General features: G+C 57.6%; 14 protein-coding genes. 4 read left to right on the forward strand and 10 right to left on the reverse strand.

All coding sequences use genetic code 11. The annotated features are described in order from the left end of the window. Positions 1 to 58: 58 nt before the first annotated feature. On the forward strand, positions 59 to 1,492 hold the full coding sequence (dacB, locus tag GTU79_RS23780; RefSeq protein WP_203523948.1) for a serine-type D-Ala-D-Ala carboxypeptidase: 1,434 nt from the start codon (positions 59 to 61) through the stop codon (positions 1,490 to 1,492). A gap of 233 nt (positions 1,493 to 1,725) precedes the next feature. On the opposite strand, the gene GTU79_RS23785 is transcribed toward dacB, so the two are convergent. Then, positions 1,726 to 2,451, reverse strand: coding sequence for a LacI family DNA-binding transcriptional regulator (locus GTU79_RS23785; RefSeq protein ID WP_338091438.1), 726 nt, complete (start codon positions 2,449 to 2,451; stop codon positions 1,726 to 1,728). A gap of 180 nt (positions 2,452 to 2,631) precedes the next feature. On the opposite strand from GTU79_RS23785, the gene GTU79_RS23790 reads away from it, so the two are divergent. Continuing rightward, positions 2,632 to 3,393, forward strand: a complete 762-nt coding sequence (locus tag GTU79_RS23790; protein WP_132925776.1) for a response regulator — start codon at positions 2,632 to 2,634, stop codon at positions 3,391 to 3,393. Here GTU79_RS23790 and GTU79_RS23795 read toward each other — a convergent pair. The 5 genes from GTU79_RS23795 to GTU79_RS23815 are packed head-to-tail and all read right to left on the reverse strand — an operon-like array spanning position 3,328 to position 8,795. Next, complete coding sequence (locus GTU79_RS23795; RefSeq protein WP_203523950.1) at positions 3,328 to 4,398, reverse strand: carbohydrate kinase family protein; 1,071 nt, start codon at positions 4,396 to 4,398, stop codon at positions 3,328 to 3,330. The two genes, GTU79_RS23790 and GTU79_RS23795, sit on opposite strands and share 66 nt — an antisense overlap. Before the next feature lie 10 nt (positions 4,399 to 4,408). Continuing rightward, positions 4,409 to 5,269 (reverse strand): ketose 1,6-bisphosphate aldolase, encoded by an 861-nt coding sequence (locus tag GTU79_RS23800; protein WP_203523951.1) that lies wholly within the window; start codon positions 5,267 to 5,269, stop codon positions 4,409 to 4,411. A gap of 50 nt (positions 5,270 to 5,319) precedes the next feature. Further along, on the reverse strand, positions 5,320 to 6,261 hold the full coding sequence (locus GTU79_RS23805; RefSeq protein ID WP_132925770.1) for an ABC transporter substrate-binding protein: 942 nt from the start codon (positions 6,259 to 6,261) through the stop codon (positions 5,320 to 5,322). Positions 6,262 to 6,284: 23 nt separating this feature from the next. Beyond that, a complete protein-coding gene (locus GTU79_RS23810; RefSeq protein WP_203523952.1) occupies positions 6,285 to 7,274 on the reverse strand; it encodes an ABC transporter permease subunit in 990 nt (329 codons plus the stop codon). A 9-nt stretch (positions 7,275 to 7,283) separates the two neighbouring features. Continuing rightward, entirely contained in the window at positions 7,284 to 8,795 is a 1,512-nt protein-coding gene (locus GTU79_RS23815) for a sugar ABC transporter ATP-binding protein (RefSeq protein WP_203523953.1), read from the reverse strand. Positions 8,796 to 8,936: 141 nt separating this feature from the next. Here GTU79_RS23815 and GTU79_RS23820 point away from each other — a divergent pair, with 141 nt between their 5' ends. Next, complete coding sequence (locus GTU79_RS23820; RefSeq protein WP_420854118.1) at positions 8,937 to 11,564, forward strand: ATP-binding protein; 2,628 nt, start codon at positions 8,937 to 8,939, stop codon at positions 11,562 to 11,564. 112 nt (positions 11,565 to 11,676) lie between these two features. Here GTU79_RS23820 and cgtA read toward each other — a convergent pair whose 3' ends face one another. The 4 genes from cgtA to rplU all read right to left on the reverse strand — a co-directional run bounded on the left by cgtA (position 11,677) and on the right by rplU (position 14,548). Continuing rightward, complete coding sequence (gene cgtA / locus GTU79_RS23825) at positions 11,677 to 12,855, reverse strand: Obg family GTPase CgtA (protein ID WP_203523954.1); 1,179 nt, start codon at positions 12,853 to 12,855, stop codon at positions 11,677 to 11,679. Positions 12,856 to 12,871: 16 nt separating this feature from the next. Then, on the reverse strand, positions 12,872 to 13,852 hold the full coding sequence (locus tag GTU79_RS23830; RefSeq protein WP_132928001.1) for a DMT family transporter: 981 nt from the start codon (positions 13,850 to 13,852) through the stop codon (positions 12,872 to 12,874). Positions 13,853 to 13,955: 103 nt separating this feature from the next. Then, complete coding sequence (gene rpmA / locus GTU79_RS23835) at positions 13,956 to 14,219, reverse strand: 50S ribosomal protein L27 (RefSeq protein WP_132925762.1); 264 nt, start codon at positions 14,217 to 14,219, stop codon at positions 13,956 to 13,958. Positions 14,220 to 14,236: 17 nt separating this feature from the next. Continuing rightward, the gene (rplU, locus tag GTU79_RS23840; RefSeq protein WP_132925761.1) at positions 14,237 to 14,548 is read right to left on the reverse strand and encodes a 50S ribosomal protein L21; all 312 of its coding nucleotides are present in this window, start codon (positions 14,546 to 14,548) and stop codon (positions 14,237 to 14,239) included. A 264-nt stretch (positions 14,549 to 14,812) separates the two neighbouring features. Between rplU and ispB the strand changes: the two genes are divergently transcribed. Next, complete coding sequence (gene ispB / locus GTU79_RS23845; protein ID WP_132925759.1) at positions 14,813 to 15,784, forward strand: octaprenyl diphosphate synthase; 972 nt, start codon at positions 14,813 to 14,815, stop codon at positions 15,782 to 15,784. Positions 15,785 to 15,798 lie beyond the last annotated feature (14 nt).

The raw sequence follows: 15,798 nt of genomic DNA on the forward strand, positions 1-15,798 counted from the left end.
CTTTAACCCTGTTTGCACCGTAGTATGGCAGCACGTTACATTGCCTTTGCCAAAAATTATGCGTTTTTCACGTTTGCTTATAGGACTCACCAGCGTTTTCATGCTCTGTGCACAGGCGACGCCGGTTGAAAATTACATGGAATCATTGCCCGATGGCGCAAATTTGGCGTTAATTGTGCAAAAAATCGGCGCAACCGCCCCCGCCATCGACTTTCACAGCCAGCAAATGGCGCTGCCCGCCAGTACGCAAAAAGTGATTACCGCTCTGGCGGCGTTATTGCAGTTAGGCCCTGATTATCGTTTCACCACCACCCTGGAAAGTTACGGCCCGGTCACAAACGGGGTTTTGCATGGAAATCTGGTGGCCCGCTTCGGCGGCGACCCTACCCTGACCCGCCAGCAGCTGCGCAATATGGTTGCCGGACTGCGCAAGCAGGGTATTCGGCAGATCTCGGGGGATCTGATCATCGATACGTCGGTTTTCGCCAGCCACGACAAAGCCCCCGGCTGGCCGTGGAATGATCTGACCGAATGCTTCAGCGCCCCGCCGGGAGCAGCGATTGTCGATCGGAACTGTTTTTCCGTTTCACTTTACAGCGGCCAGAAAACCGGCGATACCGCCTTTATCCGCGTGGCGTCTTATTACCCGGTGCAGATGTTCAGCCAGGTGCGTACCCTGGAAAAGGGATCCCCCGATGCGCAATATTGCGAGCTTGACGTGGTGCCGGGGGAACTGAACCGGTTTACCCTGACCGGCTGCATGCCCCAGCGGGCGGAGCCTTTGCCGCTGGCCTTCGCCATCCAGGACGGCGCCAGTTATGCCGGCGCCATCCTGAAAGATGAACTGCAGCAGGCTGACATCAGCATCAGCGGCACCCTCCGGCGCCAAACCAATCCCACAGCCGCCGGTACGGTGCTGGCGCAGGCCTATTCCGCCCCGCTGCACGATCTGCTGCGGATCATGCTGAAAAAATCCGACAACATGATAGCCGACACGGTTTTTCGCACCATCGGCCACGAGCGCTTCAAAGTGCCCGGCACCTGGCGCGCCGGTTCGGACGCAGTGCGGCAGATCCTGCGCCAGCAGGCCGGCATCGATTTGGGCAACACCATCCAGGTGGACGGTTCGGGATTATCCCGCCACGACCTGCTCTCGCCGGCGACCATGATGCAGGTGCTACAATACATCGGCCAGCACGATCAAACGCTGAATTTCATCTCTATGCTGCCGCTGGCGGGCTATGACGGAACGCTGATGTATCGCGCCGGCTTGCATGAGGCGGGCGTGGACGGCAAGGTCTCGGCAAAAACCGGCTCCTTGCAGGGCGTCTATAACCTGGCGGGCTTTATCACCACCGCCAGCGGTCAGCGGATGGCGTTTGTGCAATATCTTTCGGGTTACGCGGTGCCGCCGCAGGATCAAAAAGATCGCCGCATTCCGCTGGTGCGATTTGAAAGCCGCTTGTATAAAGACATCTATCAGAATAACTGATGCCGGCCATAGCACCGGGTCACATCAGTTTACCGCGAATGATCACTTTGCTGGGCTTAACACCCGCATCAGTGGCCCTTCTGATGGCCAGATTCAGCGCCTGATAGGCAATTTCATTGGTATTATGGGCGATGCACGGGAAACTGAACCCATAAATATCTGCATCGGGTATTTCGTCAATACTGAGCAGCGAGACGTCTTTTGCGGTGTGAGTTTATGGTCAATACAGGATTTTATGATGCCCAGGAAATCTGGCTATTGGTACCGACAAAATAGTCCGGCAAAGGGCTGGTTTCAATATACCGGCTGGCGGCCCGATAAGCCGGCATCATGTAAAAGTCGGCATGCAATATGTCCAGACGCTCAATGGCTCCCTGTAATGCCGCGCTGACTCCAATGATGCGATCCCGCGATACGTTTGAGTCTTTTGGTCCGGAAACCACCACCACATGTTTAACCTGTTTGGACAGCAGGTAACGGCCGGCCTGGAGCCCGCAGTCAAGGTTATCGATATACACGCCGCTGCAGTGCCTGGCACTGAGATCCCGATCCACCAACACCACCGGGATGTCCAGCGTTTCCAGCCGTTTTAAATAAGCGGGATGGTACGACCTGTCGGAAGAAATAACGGAAAGAATGATAGCATCGACGCCGTAGCCGATGAGCTTGTCAATGATGCGGTTTTCTATTTCCTGCGACTCAAAGGAATCGTAAATCAGGGTATCATATCCTGCCTTGTGCGCCTCCAGCGTCATTTCCCTGGCCAGTTGCCCAAAGAAAGGATGGCTCATGTCGGGATTGACGATCCCGATGGTTTTGCTGGCGTTGGCCCGCAGGATCCGGGCCGCGGCATTGACGATGTAACCCATGCTTTCAGCCGCGGCCAGGACGCGTTTCAACGTGTCGGGATGGACTTTTTCCGGATGCGTGAAAGCTCTGGAGACAGTGATTCTGCTCACATTTAATCGAGCCGCAACGCTCTCCAGCGTTACTTTTTCAAGTCGGGATGCAGCCATAAGGCACCCCAAAGTCTAAGCAATCATTTTGCATTTTGCATCACACATCCGTCTTAATATCGACGCCGACCATTTGTTTTACGTTAAACTTCTTTACCTGCTCATAACACGCGAGGACAGTACATGAAACCCAGTATTCTCGTCGTGGACGATGACACTGCCATCTGCGAACTGTTGAAAGACGCGCTCAGCGAGCATGTCTTTACCACCCATATCTGTCATCTTGGCCAGCCGGTAATGACGGTGCTGGATGAACTACCGGATGTCTCGCTGGTCCTGTTGGATCTGATGCTTCCGGATATCAATGGCTTGCAGGTATTGAAACAGATCCAGCAGGCCAGACCGCACCTACCGGTGGTGATGCTGACCGGCCTGGGATCCGAGGCCGATATTATCGTCGGGCTGGAGATGGGCGCCGATGATTACATCGTCAAGCCGTTTAATCCCCGGGTGATGATCGCGCGGGTAAAAGCGGTGTTGCGCCGCAGCGATGCGCTGGCCACAGAGTCCGGCAGCGATAATGACAATAGCTGGCAGTTCAATGGCTGGCGGCTCGACAGCGATCGCTGTATTTTATTCAACCCGCAAAACTATCCGGTTGATCTGACCAGGGGTGAATACATCTTGTTACTGGCGCTGGTTACCCATGCGCGTAAAGTACTCACCCGCGATCAGTTGCTTGAATTGACCCACAGCGAAATGCTGGACGTTTTCGATCGTACCGTCGATGTATTGATCATGCGGCTGCGGCGCAAAATCGAAGTAAATCGGCACCAGCCCTCGTTGATCCGCACCATTCGCGGATTGGGCTATGTCTTTTCAGCGGACGTCATCCGGCCGGAGTCCGCGCTCGCCGCCGCTCCCGGCGCCAGGAATATCGCCTGAACGCGCCCGTTCGATAAAGGCTTTCACCTCGGTCAAAGGCCGGGCGCCGTCAATGGCATTGGCGCACAGCAGATTGAAGCGGGCGCAGGCATGGGCCAGTTCCAGCGTTTCCGCCAGCGACCAGCTTTCATGGCTGGCGTACAGCACTCCCGCGCAAAACGCATCCCCCGCCCCTACGGAACCGACAATGTCACGGGCCGCCAGCGGCCACGACGGCAGCCACAGTCCTTCACCGCTCTCATCCAGCCCGTAAGCGCCTTCCGGCGCATGAATAACGACCCTTCGCCGCACGCCGAGCCGGTGCAATTGATGCGCGGCGCCGGTCAGCTTCCCCGCATCCAGGCATCCGCCGGCGTCGCGCAGCGCCAGACCGGTAAATTCGCCGGCTTCCAGCTCGTTTATTACCAGATAGTCCAGCCAGCGCAGCGCGGGCAATACCCGCGTCTGGAAACGGGGATCCCCCTGCCGCGAAACCAGGTCAAGGGAAGTGTGGTAACCCCGTTGCCGCATCTGCGCCAGCAGGCGGGCGCTGCGCGTGCCGAAGGCCGGGTCCGGGCTATCGAGGCGGTCGAGCAGCAGCAGATACCCGAGATGGAAAATCCGGTGTGTCGTTTGCAGGGTTTCAAACGCATCCAGATCCAGCAGGCGATTGGCCCCGGGGGCATGGAAAAAGGTACGCTGGCCGCTCTTCTGCGTCATCACCAGCGACATGGACGTGCCGGCCAACGCGCTGCGGCGTACCGCCGTGCGGTCGACGTGAAAATGATCCAGGTTCCGGCAGATGTAATCCCCATCGCTGTCCTCCCCCAGCAGGCCAGCCGCCGCCAGCGGCAAGCCGGTCTGCATTTTGGCCAGGGTCAGCAAGACATTGAGCGGCGCGCCGCCGGTGGCCTTTTCACTGGAGACAATTTCCACCAGCCAGCCCGGCTGCGGCCATTGATCAATGCAATGTACGTGGTCCACCAGCATATTGCCCGCGGCCAGAATACCGCTGCGCTGCGTCATTTTGCCCCCTTTACCCCTGTCCGGCGCTGCCGAAGACCTGCATTTGCCCGGCCACTACCCCGGCTATCCCTTCCTCCACCGCCATCAGTAATTCGGCGTACTCATCGTATATCGCCCGGCGATCGGCCATACACTCCGTAATGGCCGCCAGCGCCGCCTGAGACATACCGGTGTAAAAATTGATTTTGTGGATGCCCAGACTGATGGCCTGTTTGAAATCCGCATCGCTGATGCCGGAACCGCCGTGCAATACCATCGGTAGGCCAGTCTGCCGGCCAATGGCGGCCAGCCGTTGGAAATCCAGCTTCGGTTCGCCTTTATAGGCGCCGTGGGCGTTGCCGATGGCCACCGCCAGGGCATCGATGCCGGTACGCGCTACAAACTCCCGGGCCCGCGCCGGATCGGTAAATTTGCTGCTGTCCGCCTCGCCATATAACGCCCCGCCTTCGTCGCCGCCCACCGCGCCAAGTTCCGCTTCCACTGATACCCCCACAGCGTGGCACATCCGCGTGACTTCTGACGTCTGGCGGATATTCTCTTCATAGTCCAGACTCGAGCCATCAAACATCACCGAGGTAAAACCCTGCCGCAGCGCCTGCATTACCGCATCGAAATGCAGCCCGTGGTCGAGATTGAGCACCACCGGGATGGCGTGCCGGGCAGCTTCGGCCTTGATCGCGGCCACCAGCGATTCCAGTTCGATGTATTTGAAATGCACCTCGGCGATATTGATAATGAAAGGCGAGCGCGTACGCGTCGCCGCATTGAAGATGGACCGCAGGAAATGCGTATCAAGTACATTGAACGCACCCATTGCATAGCCATGCTGCCGGGCATGGGCCAACCCGTCGGCAAGAGAGATCAGTGCCATTCGTTACCTCCAGTCAGGCTAAAAGCCGTTCGTCGTCGTTTTCCTCAGGGTTATTTCACCGTCCAGCCTTTGTAGCTGCCGATATTGTTACGATCGATCAGCGACACCGGAATCAGCACCGGTCCCTGGGGAGCCGGCTTGCCTTGCAGAATGTTGTAGCCAATCTCCACCGCCCTGGCGGCCATCACCTGCGGATCCTGGGCCGGGGTGGCGACAAACAATGAGTTAGGACGCTTGAGCGCTTCTTCGCCGTCCGGCGACCCATCGATGCCGACGATAAAAAACTCGCTGCGCTGGGCTTGCTTGGCGGCCAGATCGGCGCCGATGGCCGTCGGGTCGTTGATGGCGAACACGCCGTCGATATGCGGATTCGCCGCCAGCAGCGACGTCATCACGTCCAGACCGCCTTCACGGCTGCCCTTGGCATTCTGGTTAGAGGACAACAGCTTGATATCTGGATGTTTTTTCAATTCAGAGATACAGCCTTCCACCCGATTCTGTACGGCGGAAACCGGGGGACCATTGATGATCACCACATTGCCTTTATCCTTGAGGCGATCGGTCATGTATTTGCACGCAATGACGCCGGCCTGAATGTTGTCGGAAGTAATAATGGCATCGGCGCCGTCAGCCGCTACGTCCACCGCCACCACCACAATGCCGGCCGCTTTGGCGCGCTTCACCGCCGGGCCGATCCCTTTGGAATCCGCCGCGTTGAGCACGATCATGTCGACTTTGGCAGCGATAAAATTATCAATCTGCCCCACCTGCTGGCCAAGATCATAGCCGCTGGATTCCAGCGTGACGTTAACCTTGTCCCCCGCCAGCTCGCGGGCTTTCAATTCCACGCCTTTGGCGATTTGTACAAAGAACGGGTTAGACAAGTCCCCCACCGTCACGCCGATGGATTTCAGTTCTTTCCCTTGCGCCAACGGAGCGGCGCTCAGGATTGCCGCCATCAACAGCGCGGTATGGACAGGATTGAATCGCATAGTATCTCTCCGGTGATTGCCAGTTATGCCTGGTGATTTTGGGTACGGTATTTGTCAATCAGCACTGCAACGATGATCACCGCCCCTCTGACCACCAATTGCCAAAAATAAGAAAGGCCCATAAGCGTCATGCCGTTATTCAGCGTGGCTATGATCAGCGCGCCCACCAGCGTACCGGTGATCGTACCGATACCGCCGACGAAGCTGGTGCCCCCCAGGATCACTGCGGCGATGGCATCCAGTTCATAGCCCATGCCGAGGTTGCCGTTGGCGCTGTAGAGCCGCGAGGCGCTCATCAGCCCGCCGAGGCCGGAAAGCAGGCCGCTGGCGGCGTACACGAACAGCAGCACGAAGCTCACTTTGATGCCGGTCAGACGCGCCGCCAGCATATTGCCGCCCACCGCGTAGATATGCACGCCAAGCGTGGTGCGGCGCAGGATAAACCAGCACGCCGCAATCACCGCCAGCGCAATGATGATGAGCCATGGCACCACGCCCAGGTAGGAATTGCCTATCCATTCAAAATTGATGCTGGAATTGATAACCGTAGTGCCGTCCGCCAGCAGGTAAGCCGCGCCGCGCAGTGCGGTGTAGGTGCCCAGCGTGACGATAAACGGCGGTAATCCGCAATAGGCCACAAGCACCCCGTTTATCAGCCCCATCAACAGACCGGCCATCAGCGCCAGGGGTATGGAAAAATAAGCCAGCGCCGGGTCCAGCGAAGCGAGCATCGCCACCACCGCCGTGGCGCCGAGCATCGATCCCACCGAGAGATCGATACCGCCGGTCAAAATGACGAAGGTCATCCCGGCCGCCAGCACGATGTTGATTGACGCCTGGCGGGCAATGTTCAGCAGGTTGCTGTCAGTGAAAAAGTTGGGCGCGGCAAAGCCGAAAACGGCAATGATCAGCAGCAGAATCGGCAAAATGCCCACGGTTTGCATCAGGTCGCTCAACAGCGCCCGTTTAATGGAGCTGGATTTGGCTTCGGGTAATGGGCTATTCGTGGACATGGCGGCTCCTTATGCTGACGCCTGTTGCGGGACGGTGCCGGTGGCCAGCATCATAATCTTTTCCTGCGAAATATCTTCGCGGCCAAGCTCACCCACCAGTTGACCTTCGCACATCACATACACACGATCGCTCATGCCGACCACTTCCGGTAATTCACTGGAAATCATGAGGATAGCGACGCCTTGCTGCGCCAGTTGACCCATCATGCGGTAGATTTCGCTTTTGGCGCCCACATCCACGCCGCGCGTCGGTTCGTCGAGGATCAAAATGCGCGGCTTGATGGCGAGCCAGCGCGATACCAGCAGCTTTTGCTGATTGCCCCCGGACAATCCGCCAGCCCGCACCAGCGCATGGGGAACGCGGATATTGAGCGTGCGGATAGCCTCGGATGCGATGGTCCGGGCCTTAAGCCGGTTGAGCAGGCCGTAAAAACTGTCGCGCGCCAGCGTCGCCATCACGATGTTTTCCTGGACCGCCATATCCATGAACAGCCCCTGTTCCTTGCGGTTCTCGGCCAGAAAACCGATGCCAAGGGCAATGGCGTCGTGGGGCGAATGGATGGTGACCGACTTGCCGTCAACCCGCACCGTGCCGCCGGTGGGTTTACGCACGCCGAAAATCAGCTGCGCCAGTTCGGAACGTCCGGCGCCCACCAGCCCTGATAACGAGACGATTTCACCGGAACGTACCGTCAGGCAGGCCGGCTTGATTTTCCGGCCGTCCGTCAGCCCGTCCAGCTCCAGGCGAGTATCCCCGATGGCAACCTGCGTATTTTTGTTGAACAAATCCCTCAGCGGCCGGCCGACCATCATGCGCACCAGCTCGCCGGCGGACAGGGTATCCCGCGTCAGGCCGCCGACATATTGCCCATCGCGTAATACGCTGACCCGATCGGAAAGCTCATACACTTCGGCCATGCGGTGAGTGATGTAAATGATCGCCATGCCTTCCTGGCGCAGCCGTTTAATCAGTTCGAACAACCGCACCGTTTCCCGGGAAGAGAGGGCCGCCGTCGGTTCGTCCATCACCAGGATACGGCTGTTGCGATGCAAGGCGCGCGCTATCTCCACCTGCTGCTGCTCGGCGATGGTCAGCGACATCACGCGATCGGTGGCGCGAAAGCGCGTACCGAGGCGGTCGATGACCTGCTGAGCCTCCCGCACCATTCTGCCGCGCTGTACCAGGCCGCCACGCTGCAGCTCGCTGCCCAGGAAGATATTTTCCGCCACCGTCAGGTTAGGGGCGAGATTCAGTTCCTGATAGATAAGGGTAATACCCGCCGCCAGCGCATCTTTCGGCCCCTTGATGGTCCTGGGCAGGCCGTCGATAATAATTTCGCCGCTGCTGGCGGCGTAGGCGCCGGCCAGGATTTTCATCAGGGTGCTTTTCCCCGCGCCGTTTTCTCCCATCAATGCATGGATTTCACCCAGATAGACAGTGAGGTTGACCGATTTGAGAGCATGGAACTGGCCGAAGCGTTTGCCAATGTCACGCATTTCGAGAATGGGCGCGGTTCTCATCCTGTTGACTCCTGACAGTTATCGGGAATAGCGGCAGTAAAGCAGCGGCAGATAAATGCAAGATGTCAGCGCCTGTTCATGTTTGACATAATGTCGGGGGACGGGCTGTTTATACTGGTATCCGGCCCGCTGCGGAGTGTAATGACAATGCCCCTGCTTTCCTTTCGCCCGATCTTGACCAGCGTGCGCGGACGCTTGCTGATGTTTAATCTGCTGGTGGTCGCGGTGACATTGATGGTGAGCGGGGTGGCTATCACGGGTTTTATTCACGCCGGAAATTTGCAGGCGCTAACGCAGGCCCGCACGCTCAGCGAGATGACCGGCGGCATGAACCTGGGGCGCGATACCACCAATGTGTCCATTGCGGCGATGCGCCTTTCACAGGTGGTGGGTCCCCTGGAATACCAGAGCGAATCGGCCCGGCTCAAACAGACGCAGCTGATGCTGCAGTCTTCGTTACGTCAATTGGCGCAATCCCCGCTGGCGAGCAGCGAACCGGCGCTGATTGAACGGATCGCCCAGCGCAGCAACGCGCTGGGCGGCGACGTTACCCGCCTGCTCGAATTCGGCTATCAGCGGCATTTGCAGCGTAATCAGCTGCTGAGCGAACTCTACCAGTGCCAGATGTATCTGCAATGGATTGATAGCATCGCCGCCCGTGAAAACCAGCTGCAATCCACCGCCGCCCTGCGCCGCCAAATCGACGGTCTGTTGAATATCGCCATCAAGATCCCCAATCCCTACGCCGTGCTGACCCAATTGGGGCAGGTAATGAATGATTGGCCGGCCACTTACACCGACTATCCGCTGAGCGATAAAATTTCCCGCTTTTTACAGAACCAGGGCCATTTGATACCTTTGGCCCGGCAGTTGTCCGTCAGCGATTTGGCAATCAGCTATGACGTTTACCATATCAAGGCCCTGGTGGGCATGCTCAACGGCGACATCAGCCTGTATGTGCAAAAAGTGGCGAACGAATCGGCACTGCATATCCGCCAGACCCATCAAGAGCTGGCTTCGATCATCTTCCTCATCGGCCTGTTCGCTTTGCTGTCGCTGGTGATTACCGGCTTTGCCGGCTGGTATATCTACCGTAACATCGGCTCCAATCTGACGGTGATCGCCGATGCCATGTCCCAGTTGGCCAGGGGGGAACGCCAGGTGAGCGTGCCGGGGTTGCAGCGGCGCGATGAACTGGGGGATCTGGCGCGGGCCTTTAACGTGTTTGCCGGCAATACCGCATCGCTGGAACGAACCTCGCATCTGCTGAAAGAAAAAAGCACTCAGTTGGAGAATACCTTTTTAGCCATGCGCGATGGTTTCGCCCTGTTCGATCGGGACGGCCATCTGGTGGTATGGAATCCCCAATACCCGCTGCTGTTGGGGCTGGAAGCCACGGCGCTGTTCCGGGGCCGGCATTACCATGAACTGTTGGACGAACTCCGACGGCTTCAGGTGCGGGTATCCGATAATGCCGACTGGCAAGACATGGCAACGCAACTGCATAACGAGCAGCCGCACGCATGGGAAATCTATCTGCCGGACGGACGGACGATGGAACTGCGGTTCAGCCCGCTGGCGGAGCGTGGTTTGGTGAATATGGTGCTGGACCGGACCGAACGTAAGGTACTTGAGCAGGCGCTGGTGCACAGCCAGAAAATGAAAGCGGTCGGCCAGCTCACCGGCGGGCTGGCCCATGACTTTAACAATCTGCTGGCGGTGATTATCGGCAGCCTGGAACTGTGCGGTACAGACAGCGGCGACGATAATGAGCGCATCGCCCGCGCCCGCAAGGCCGCCGAACGCGGCGCCGTCCTGACCCACCGGCTACTGGCATTCTCGCGTAAACAGGCACTGTTTCCCCAGGCGGTACACCTTACCGAACTGGTGAAAAATCTGTACGAACTGTTATGCCATTTGCTCCCGGCGAATCTGGTACTGACGCTTGAGTCCCGGGCTCCCGTATGGCCCGCATGGATTGATGTCAACCAGTTGGAAAATGCCATCATGAACCTGGTGGTGAACTCCCGGGATGCCATGGAAGGACGAAGTGGTGAAATTCTGATTCGCACCTACAATCAGCACGTGGTGCGGACCGGCGGAAAACGGCAGGACATGGTGGCACTGGAAGTGATCGATAGGGGTTGCGGCATGTCGGATGAGATTAAATCGCAGGTTTACGAACCTTTTTTTACCACTAAATCCATCGGCAGCGGCAGCGGACTGGGGCTATCGATGGTGTATGGCTTTATCCGCCAATCCGGCGGGCGGGTACAAATCGAGTCCGCTCCCGGCGCCGGTACCTGCGTACGCCTGCAATTACCGCGCGCGCCCATGCCCGTATCGCCGCCATCGCTTCAGCGCCAGCCTTTACCGGATCGGCCCGCCGACGACAGCCTGCTGGTAATGGTGCTGGAGGATCAGGAGGATGTGCTGGATACCCTGTGCGAGCAGCTACACCAGCTGGGATATATGACCCTGGCGACCACCAGCAGTACCGAGGCATTGGCGATATTGCGCCAGACACCGGATATCGACCTGCTGGTGAGCGATTTGATGTTGCCGGGAGACTACAACGGCGCCGAAGTTATACAGCTGGCCCGCAAGGAATATCCGGCGCTGGGAACGCTGCTGATCAGCGGACAGGATCTGCATCAGAACGGTATCGGACCGCTTATGGATATCCCGCTGCTGCGCAAACCCTTTACCCGCCGGCAACTGGCGCAAATGCTGCGCCTGGCCCGCAACACCGGCGATAAAGCCAGATAAACAACAGCGACGGCAGACAAACATACTCATAGTCCACAGGGCGGGACAGGCACTTTGTCAACAAGCTCACGGCCAACAGGCAGCCGTCTTGCGGGCGAGGCCGCGCTACGCCTTAACGATGATAAATAGTCTCGACGCCTTCTTCGTCGTCGTCATCCCAATCATCATCATCAAGACCGTCGTCTTCCGCTTCAATGGCCGTTTCTTCGAGCTGTTCCCGATGGTAGTCATCCCACTTGAACTCGACTTTTTCCGGCTCGACCTCTTGGGCCGGCTGCTCCTTGGGATGCGCGTTGATAAAGGACATCACGTCCCAGCACAGCGCCTTCACCCCATGGCGATTCGCCGCGGAAATGATATAGAACTGCTCTTTCCAGTCCAGTGCGGCGGCGATTGCCTTGGCGCGCCGGTCCGCTTCATCCGCATCCAGCAGATCGACCTTGTTGAACACCAGCCAGCGCGGCTTTTCGGCCAGTTTTTCGCTGTATCGCTCCAGTTCTTTCACGATGATCTTGGCGTTTTCCACCGGATCCGACTCATCCACCGGCGCTAAATCAATCAGATGCAATAGCACCCGGCAACGCTCAAGATGCTTCAGGAAGCGAATGCCCAGCCCGGCGCCGTCGGCGGCCCCTTCAATCAGGCCGGGAATATCGGCCACGACAAAGCTTTGCTCGTTATCCATCCGCACCACGCCCAGGCTCGGCACCAGGGTGGTAAAGGGGTAATCAGCCACTTTGGGTTTGGCGGCGGAGACCGCGCGGATAAAGGTGGATTTACCGGCATTGGGCAATCCCAGCATGCCGACATCCGCCAGCAACAGCAACTCAAGCTGCAGTTGGCGATTCTCTCCGGCGGTGCCGTCGGTCTTTTGCCGCGGCGCCCGGTTGACGGAGGATTTGAAGCGGGCATTGCCCAAACCGTGGAATCCCCCTTTCGCTACCATCAAACGCTGTCCATGGCGAGTCATGTCACCCATGATTTCGCCGGTATCCTGATCGAGGATCCGGGTACCCACAGGGAGTTTGATGGTGATGTCCTTGCCGCGCTTGCCGGTACAATCACGGCTTTGGCCGTTTTGACCGCGCTCGGCGCGAAAGGATTTCTCGAAGCGGTAATCGATAAGGGTATTGAGGTTTTCGTCCGCCAGAGCGTAGACGTCGCCGCCGTCGCCGCCGTCACCGCCGTCCGGTCCACCGTTGGGGATATACTTTTCCCGGCGGAAACTGACGCAACCGTTGCCGCCGTCACCCGCGACCACCAGTATGGCGGCCTCATCTACAAACTTCATGGGAACTCTCCGTCATTCATTTGCCGCGCGGCTCAACTGGCAGCGCCGGTCTCGATTTTGCCCGCCCGGGCCACCAGCGATGGCCGGCGGCGGAGAACATCGCCCCCGCCACTACCACAAACGCGCCGATATAGCCGACGACATTTAATGTCGGAGCGGCAAAATACTCCGGCCAGAGCAGGGACAATACATCTGAAAAAAACAGGGTAAACAACGGCGTCAACGTCACGATGGCGCTGACCTGCGCCGCTTGCCAGCGGGCCATGGCTTCCGCCAGCGCGCCGTAACCGATAATGGTGTTGGCGCCGCAAAACACCAGGCAGGCCACCTGCCAGCCGCTTAAGTGCAGCACCGCCAGGGGTTTTGTCAACGTGGTTAGCGCTATTGTACACAAAACATACAGCAAAAACAGGATCTGTTGTGATGCCAGGCGCCGCAGCATAACTTTCTGCGCCACGCCGTAACAGACCCAGACCAGGGCGGCGCACACCCCCAAAATCACGCCGAGGGTGTAGTCCGTCAGCCGGGTGAATATTTCTATCAGGCTGGTATTGAAAAACATCACCAGCCCGCTAATCAGCAGCGCCGCGCCAATCACCTGCGTGATACGCATCCGCTCTTTGAGGATCACTACGCTCGCCAGCATCATACCCACCGGCGAAAGCTGGCCTATAACCTGTGAAGCGGTGGGGCTAAGGTATTGGAGCGACGAGCTGAAAAGAATAAAGTTTCCCAGCAGGCCACCGGTGGCGACAAGCAGCAACAGCAGCCAACGCCAGCGAAAGAACAGTCTCAGGGGCGGCAGTTGCCGCCGAGGCGCCAGGATGAACAGCAGTCCGAGTCCCGCCATGAGAAACCGATACCACACCACGGTATAGGGTTCCATATCGGTGAGAACCTGCTTCATGGCGATAGGCAGCGCGCCCCAGCACATGGCGGTGGTGAGCGCCAAAGCAATGCCCACTCCCGCTTGCTGCCCCGCTTTCTGATTTGTCATCATGAGTGTCTAACGCAAAACGTAGCCGGAAAGGAAAGTAAAAAGCCCCGCAAACAATTGCGGGGCTTAACTCTGACTTCTGTGCTAAAGAAAGGCGAAGAATTTAGGCAGCAACGGCAACGATGCTGACATATTTACGATTCTTCGGTCCCTTAACTTCGAACTGGATTTTACCCGTAGTCAAAGCGAACAGAGTATGGTCCTTGCCGCAACCGACATTCGTGCCGGGATGGAACTTGGTTCCACGCTGGCGAACAATGATGCTGCCGGCCAGTACTTCTTCCCCGCCGAAGCGTTTAACGCCCAGGCGTTTGCTTTCTGAGTCGCGACCGTTACGAGTCGAACCGCCAGCTTTTTTGTGTGCCATGAGTGTATTCCTCTCTGTTAGGCGCCGATACCGGTAATTTTCACGTCAGTGAACCACTGACGATGGCCCTGCTGCTTGCGATAGTGCTTACGGCGACGGAATTTGACAATCGTCACCTTGTCGCCACGACCGTGAGCAACCACTTCAGCTTTTACCTTTCCGCCACTGACGTAAGGAACGCCGATCTGGATATCGTCACCATTGGCAATCATCATAACCTGGTCGAATTCAACAGTTTCACCTGTTGCGATGTCCAGTTTTTCCAGGCGAACGGTCTGCCCTTCACTGACCCGGTGTTGTTTACCACCACTTTGGAAAACCGCGTACATAAAAAACTCCGCTTTCCGCGCACTCAACTTGGATTCGTCCACAGTGCGCTATAAATATTCACAATAGGGCGCGAATTCTACGCAAAAAACCGGCTTATGACAAGTGCAGAATACATACAGACTGCGAAAAAGTGACTGGTTACGTCTCTATCATTTATCTCTTGGCGTTTTCAAGTACAATCAGTAACACAGTTTCTAGCATCTGGCTCTATGAGCGGCGTTACTATTCAACTTAACGGTAAAATATAAAGCCGAAAGAAAATAATGAACCCTGATCAAATCACAGTACTCACCGCGCAGGATATGGCGAAGGTCAATGCGATAATCCTGGAGCAACTGAATTCCGAAGTCGTGCTTATCAACCAGCTCGGCCATTATATCATCAGCGGCGGCGGTAAACGCATCCGTCCGATGATTGCCGTGCTGGCGGCGCGCGCCCTGAATTATACCGGTGATAAGCATATTACCGTGGCGGCGTTGATAGAATTCATTCATACCGCCACCCTGCTCCATGACGATGTAGTGGACGAATCCGATATGCGCCGGGGCAAAGCCACGGCGAACGCGGCTTTCGGCAACGCGGCCAGCGTCCTGGTGGGGGATTTCATTTATACCCGCGCGTTCCAGATGATGACCGGTCTTGAATCGCTGCGGGTTCTGGCGCTGATGGCCGAGGCGGTTAATGTAATCGCCGAGGGCGAGGTGCTGCAGTTGATGAACTGCAACGATCCGGATATTACTGTCGAGAGCTATATGCGGGTGATTTACAGCAAAACCGCCCGGCTGTTCGAGGCGGCGGCGCACGCATCCGCCATACTGGCCGGCGCCACGCCGGAGCAGGAAGCCGCCCTGCGGGACTACGGGCGGTATCTGGGCACCGCATTCCAGCTTATCGACGATCTGCTGGATTACGGTTCGGACGGCAAGACCCTGGGTAAAAACACCGGCGACGACCTTAACGAAGGCAAGCCCACCCTGCCGCTGCTGCACGCCATGCATCATGGCAACGCGGAACAGGCGGCCGTGATACGGGAAGCCATCGAGCAGGGGAACGGTCGGCATTTATTGGAATCGGTACTGGAAACCATGCATCAATGCGGTTCGCTGGAATATACCCGCCAGTGCGCCGAAGCGGAAGCGGACAAGGCCATTTCCTGTCTCGGCTGTCTTGAACCTACGCCGTTCCGGCAGGCACTGGAAAGTTTGGCGCACTCGGCGGTACAACGACAGTTTTAGGAACACTCGTCATT

The sequence above is a fragment of the Sodalis ligni genome (assembly GCF_016865525.2).
Lineage (GTDB): Bacteria > Pseudomonadota > Gammaproteobacteria > Enterobacterales > Enterobacteriaceae > Acerihabitans > Acerihabitans ligni.

What these genes read in the sequence shown, in the direction of transcription:
- GTU79_RS23805 (WP_132925770.1), bottom strand. Translation starts at nt 6,261, where the DNA reads ATGCGATTCAATCCTGTCCATACCGCGCTGTTGATGGCGGCAATCCTG.
- GTU79_RS23815 (WP_203523953.1), bottom strand. Translation starts at nt 8,795, where the DNA reads ATGAGAACCGCGCCCATTCTCGAAATGCGTGACATTGGCAAACGCTTC.
- GTU79_RS23810 (WP_203523952.1), bottom strand. Translation starts at nt 7,274, where the DNA reads ATGTCCACGAATAGCCCATTACCCGAAGCCAAATCCAGCTCCATTAAA.
- ispB (WP_132925759.1), top strand. Translation starts at nt 14,813, where the DNA reads ATGAACCCTGATCAAATCACAGTACTCACCGCGCAGGATATGGCGAAG.
- GTU79_RS23800 (WP_203523951.1), bottom strand. Translation starts at nt 5,269, where the DNA reads ATGGCACTGATCTCTCTTGCCGACGGGTTGGCCCATGCCCGGCAGCAT.
- GTU79_RS23795 (WP_203523950.1), bottom strand. Translation starts at nt 4,398, where the DNA reads ATGACGCAGCGCAGCGGTATTCTGGCCGCGGGCAATATGCTGGTGGAC.
- rplU (WP_132925761.1), bottom strand. Translation starts at nt 14,548, where the DNA reads ATGTACGCGGTTTTCCAAAGTGGTGGTAAACAACACCGGGTCAGTGAA.
- cgtA (WP_203523954.1), bottom strand. Translation starts at nt 12,855, where the DNA reads ATGAAGTTTGTAGATGAGGCCGCCATACTGGTGGTCGCGGGTGACGGC.
- GTU79_RS23820 (WP_420854118.1), top strand. Translation starts at nt 8,937, where the DNA reads ATGACAATGCCCCTGCTTTCCTTTCGCCCGATCTTGACCAGCGTGCGC.
- dacB (WP_203523948.1), top strand. Translation starts at nt 59, where the DNA reads ATGCGTTTTTCACGTTTGCTTATAGGACTCACCAGCGTTTTCATGCTC.
- rpmA (WP_132925762.1), bottom strand. Translation starts at nt 14,219, where the DNA reads ATGGCACACAAAAAAGCTGGCGGTTCGACTCGTAACGGTCGCGACTCA.
- GTU79_RS23790 (WP_132925776.1), top strand. Translation starts at nt 2,632, where the DNA reads ATGAAACCCAGTATTCTCGTCGTGGACGATGACACTGCCATCTGCGAA.
- GTU79_RS23830 (WP_132928001.1), bottom strand. Translation starts at nt 13,852, where the DNA reads ATGACAAATCAGAAAGCGGGGCAGCAAGCGGGAGTGGGCATTGCTTTG.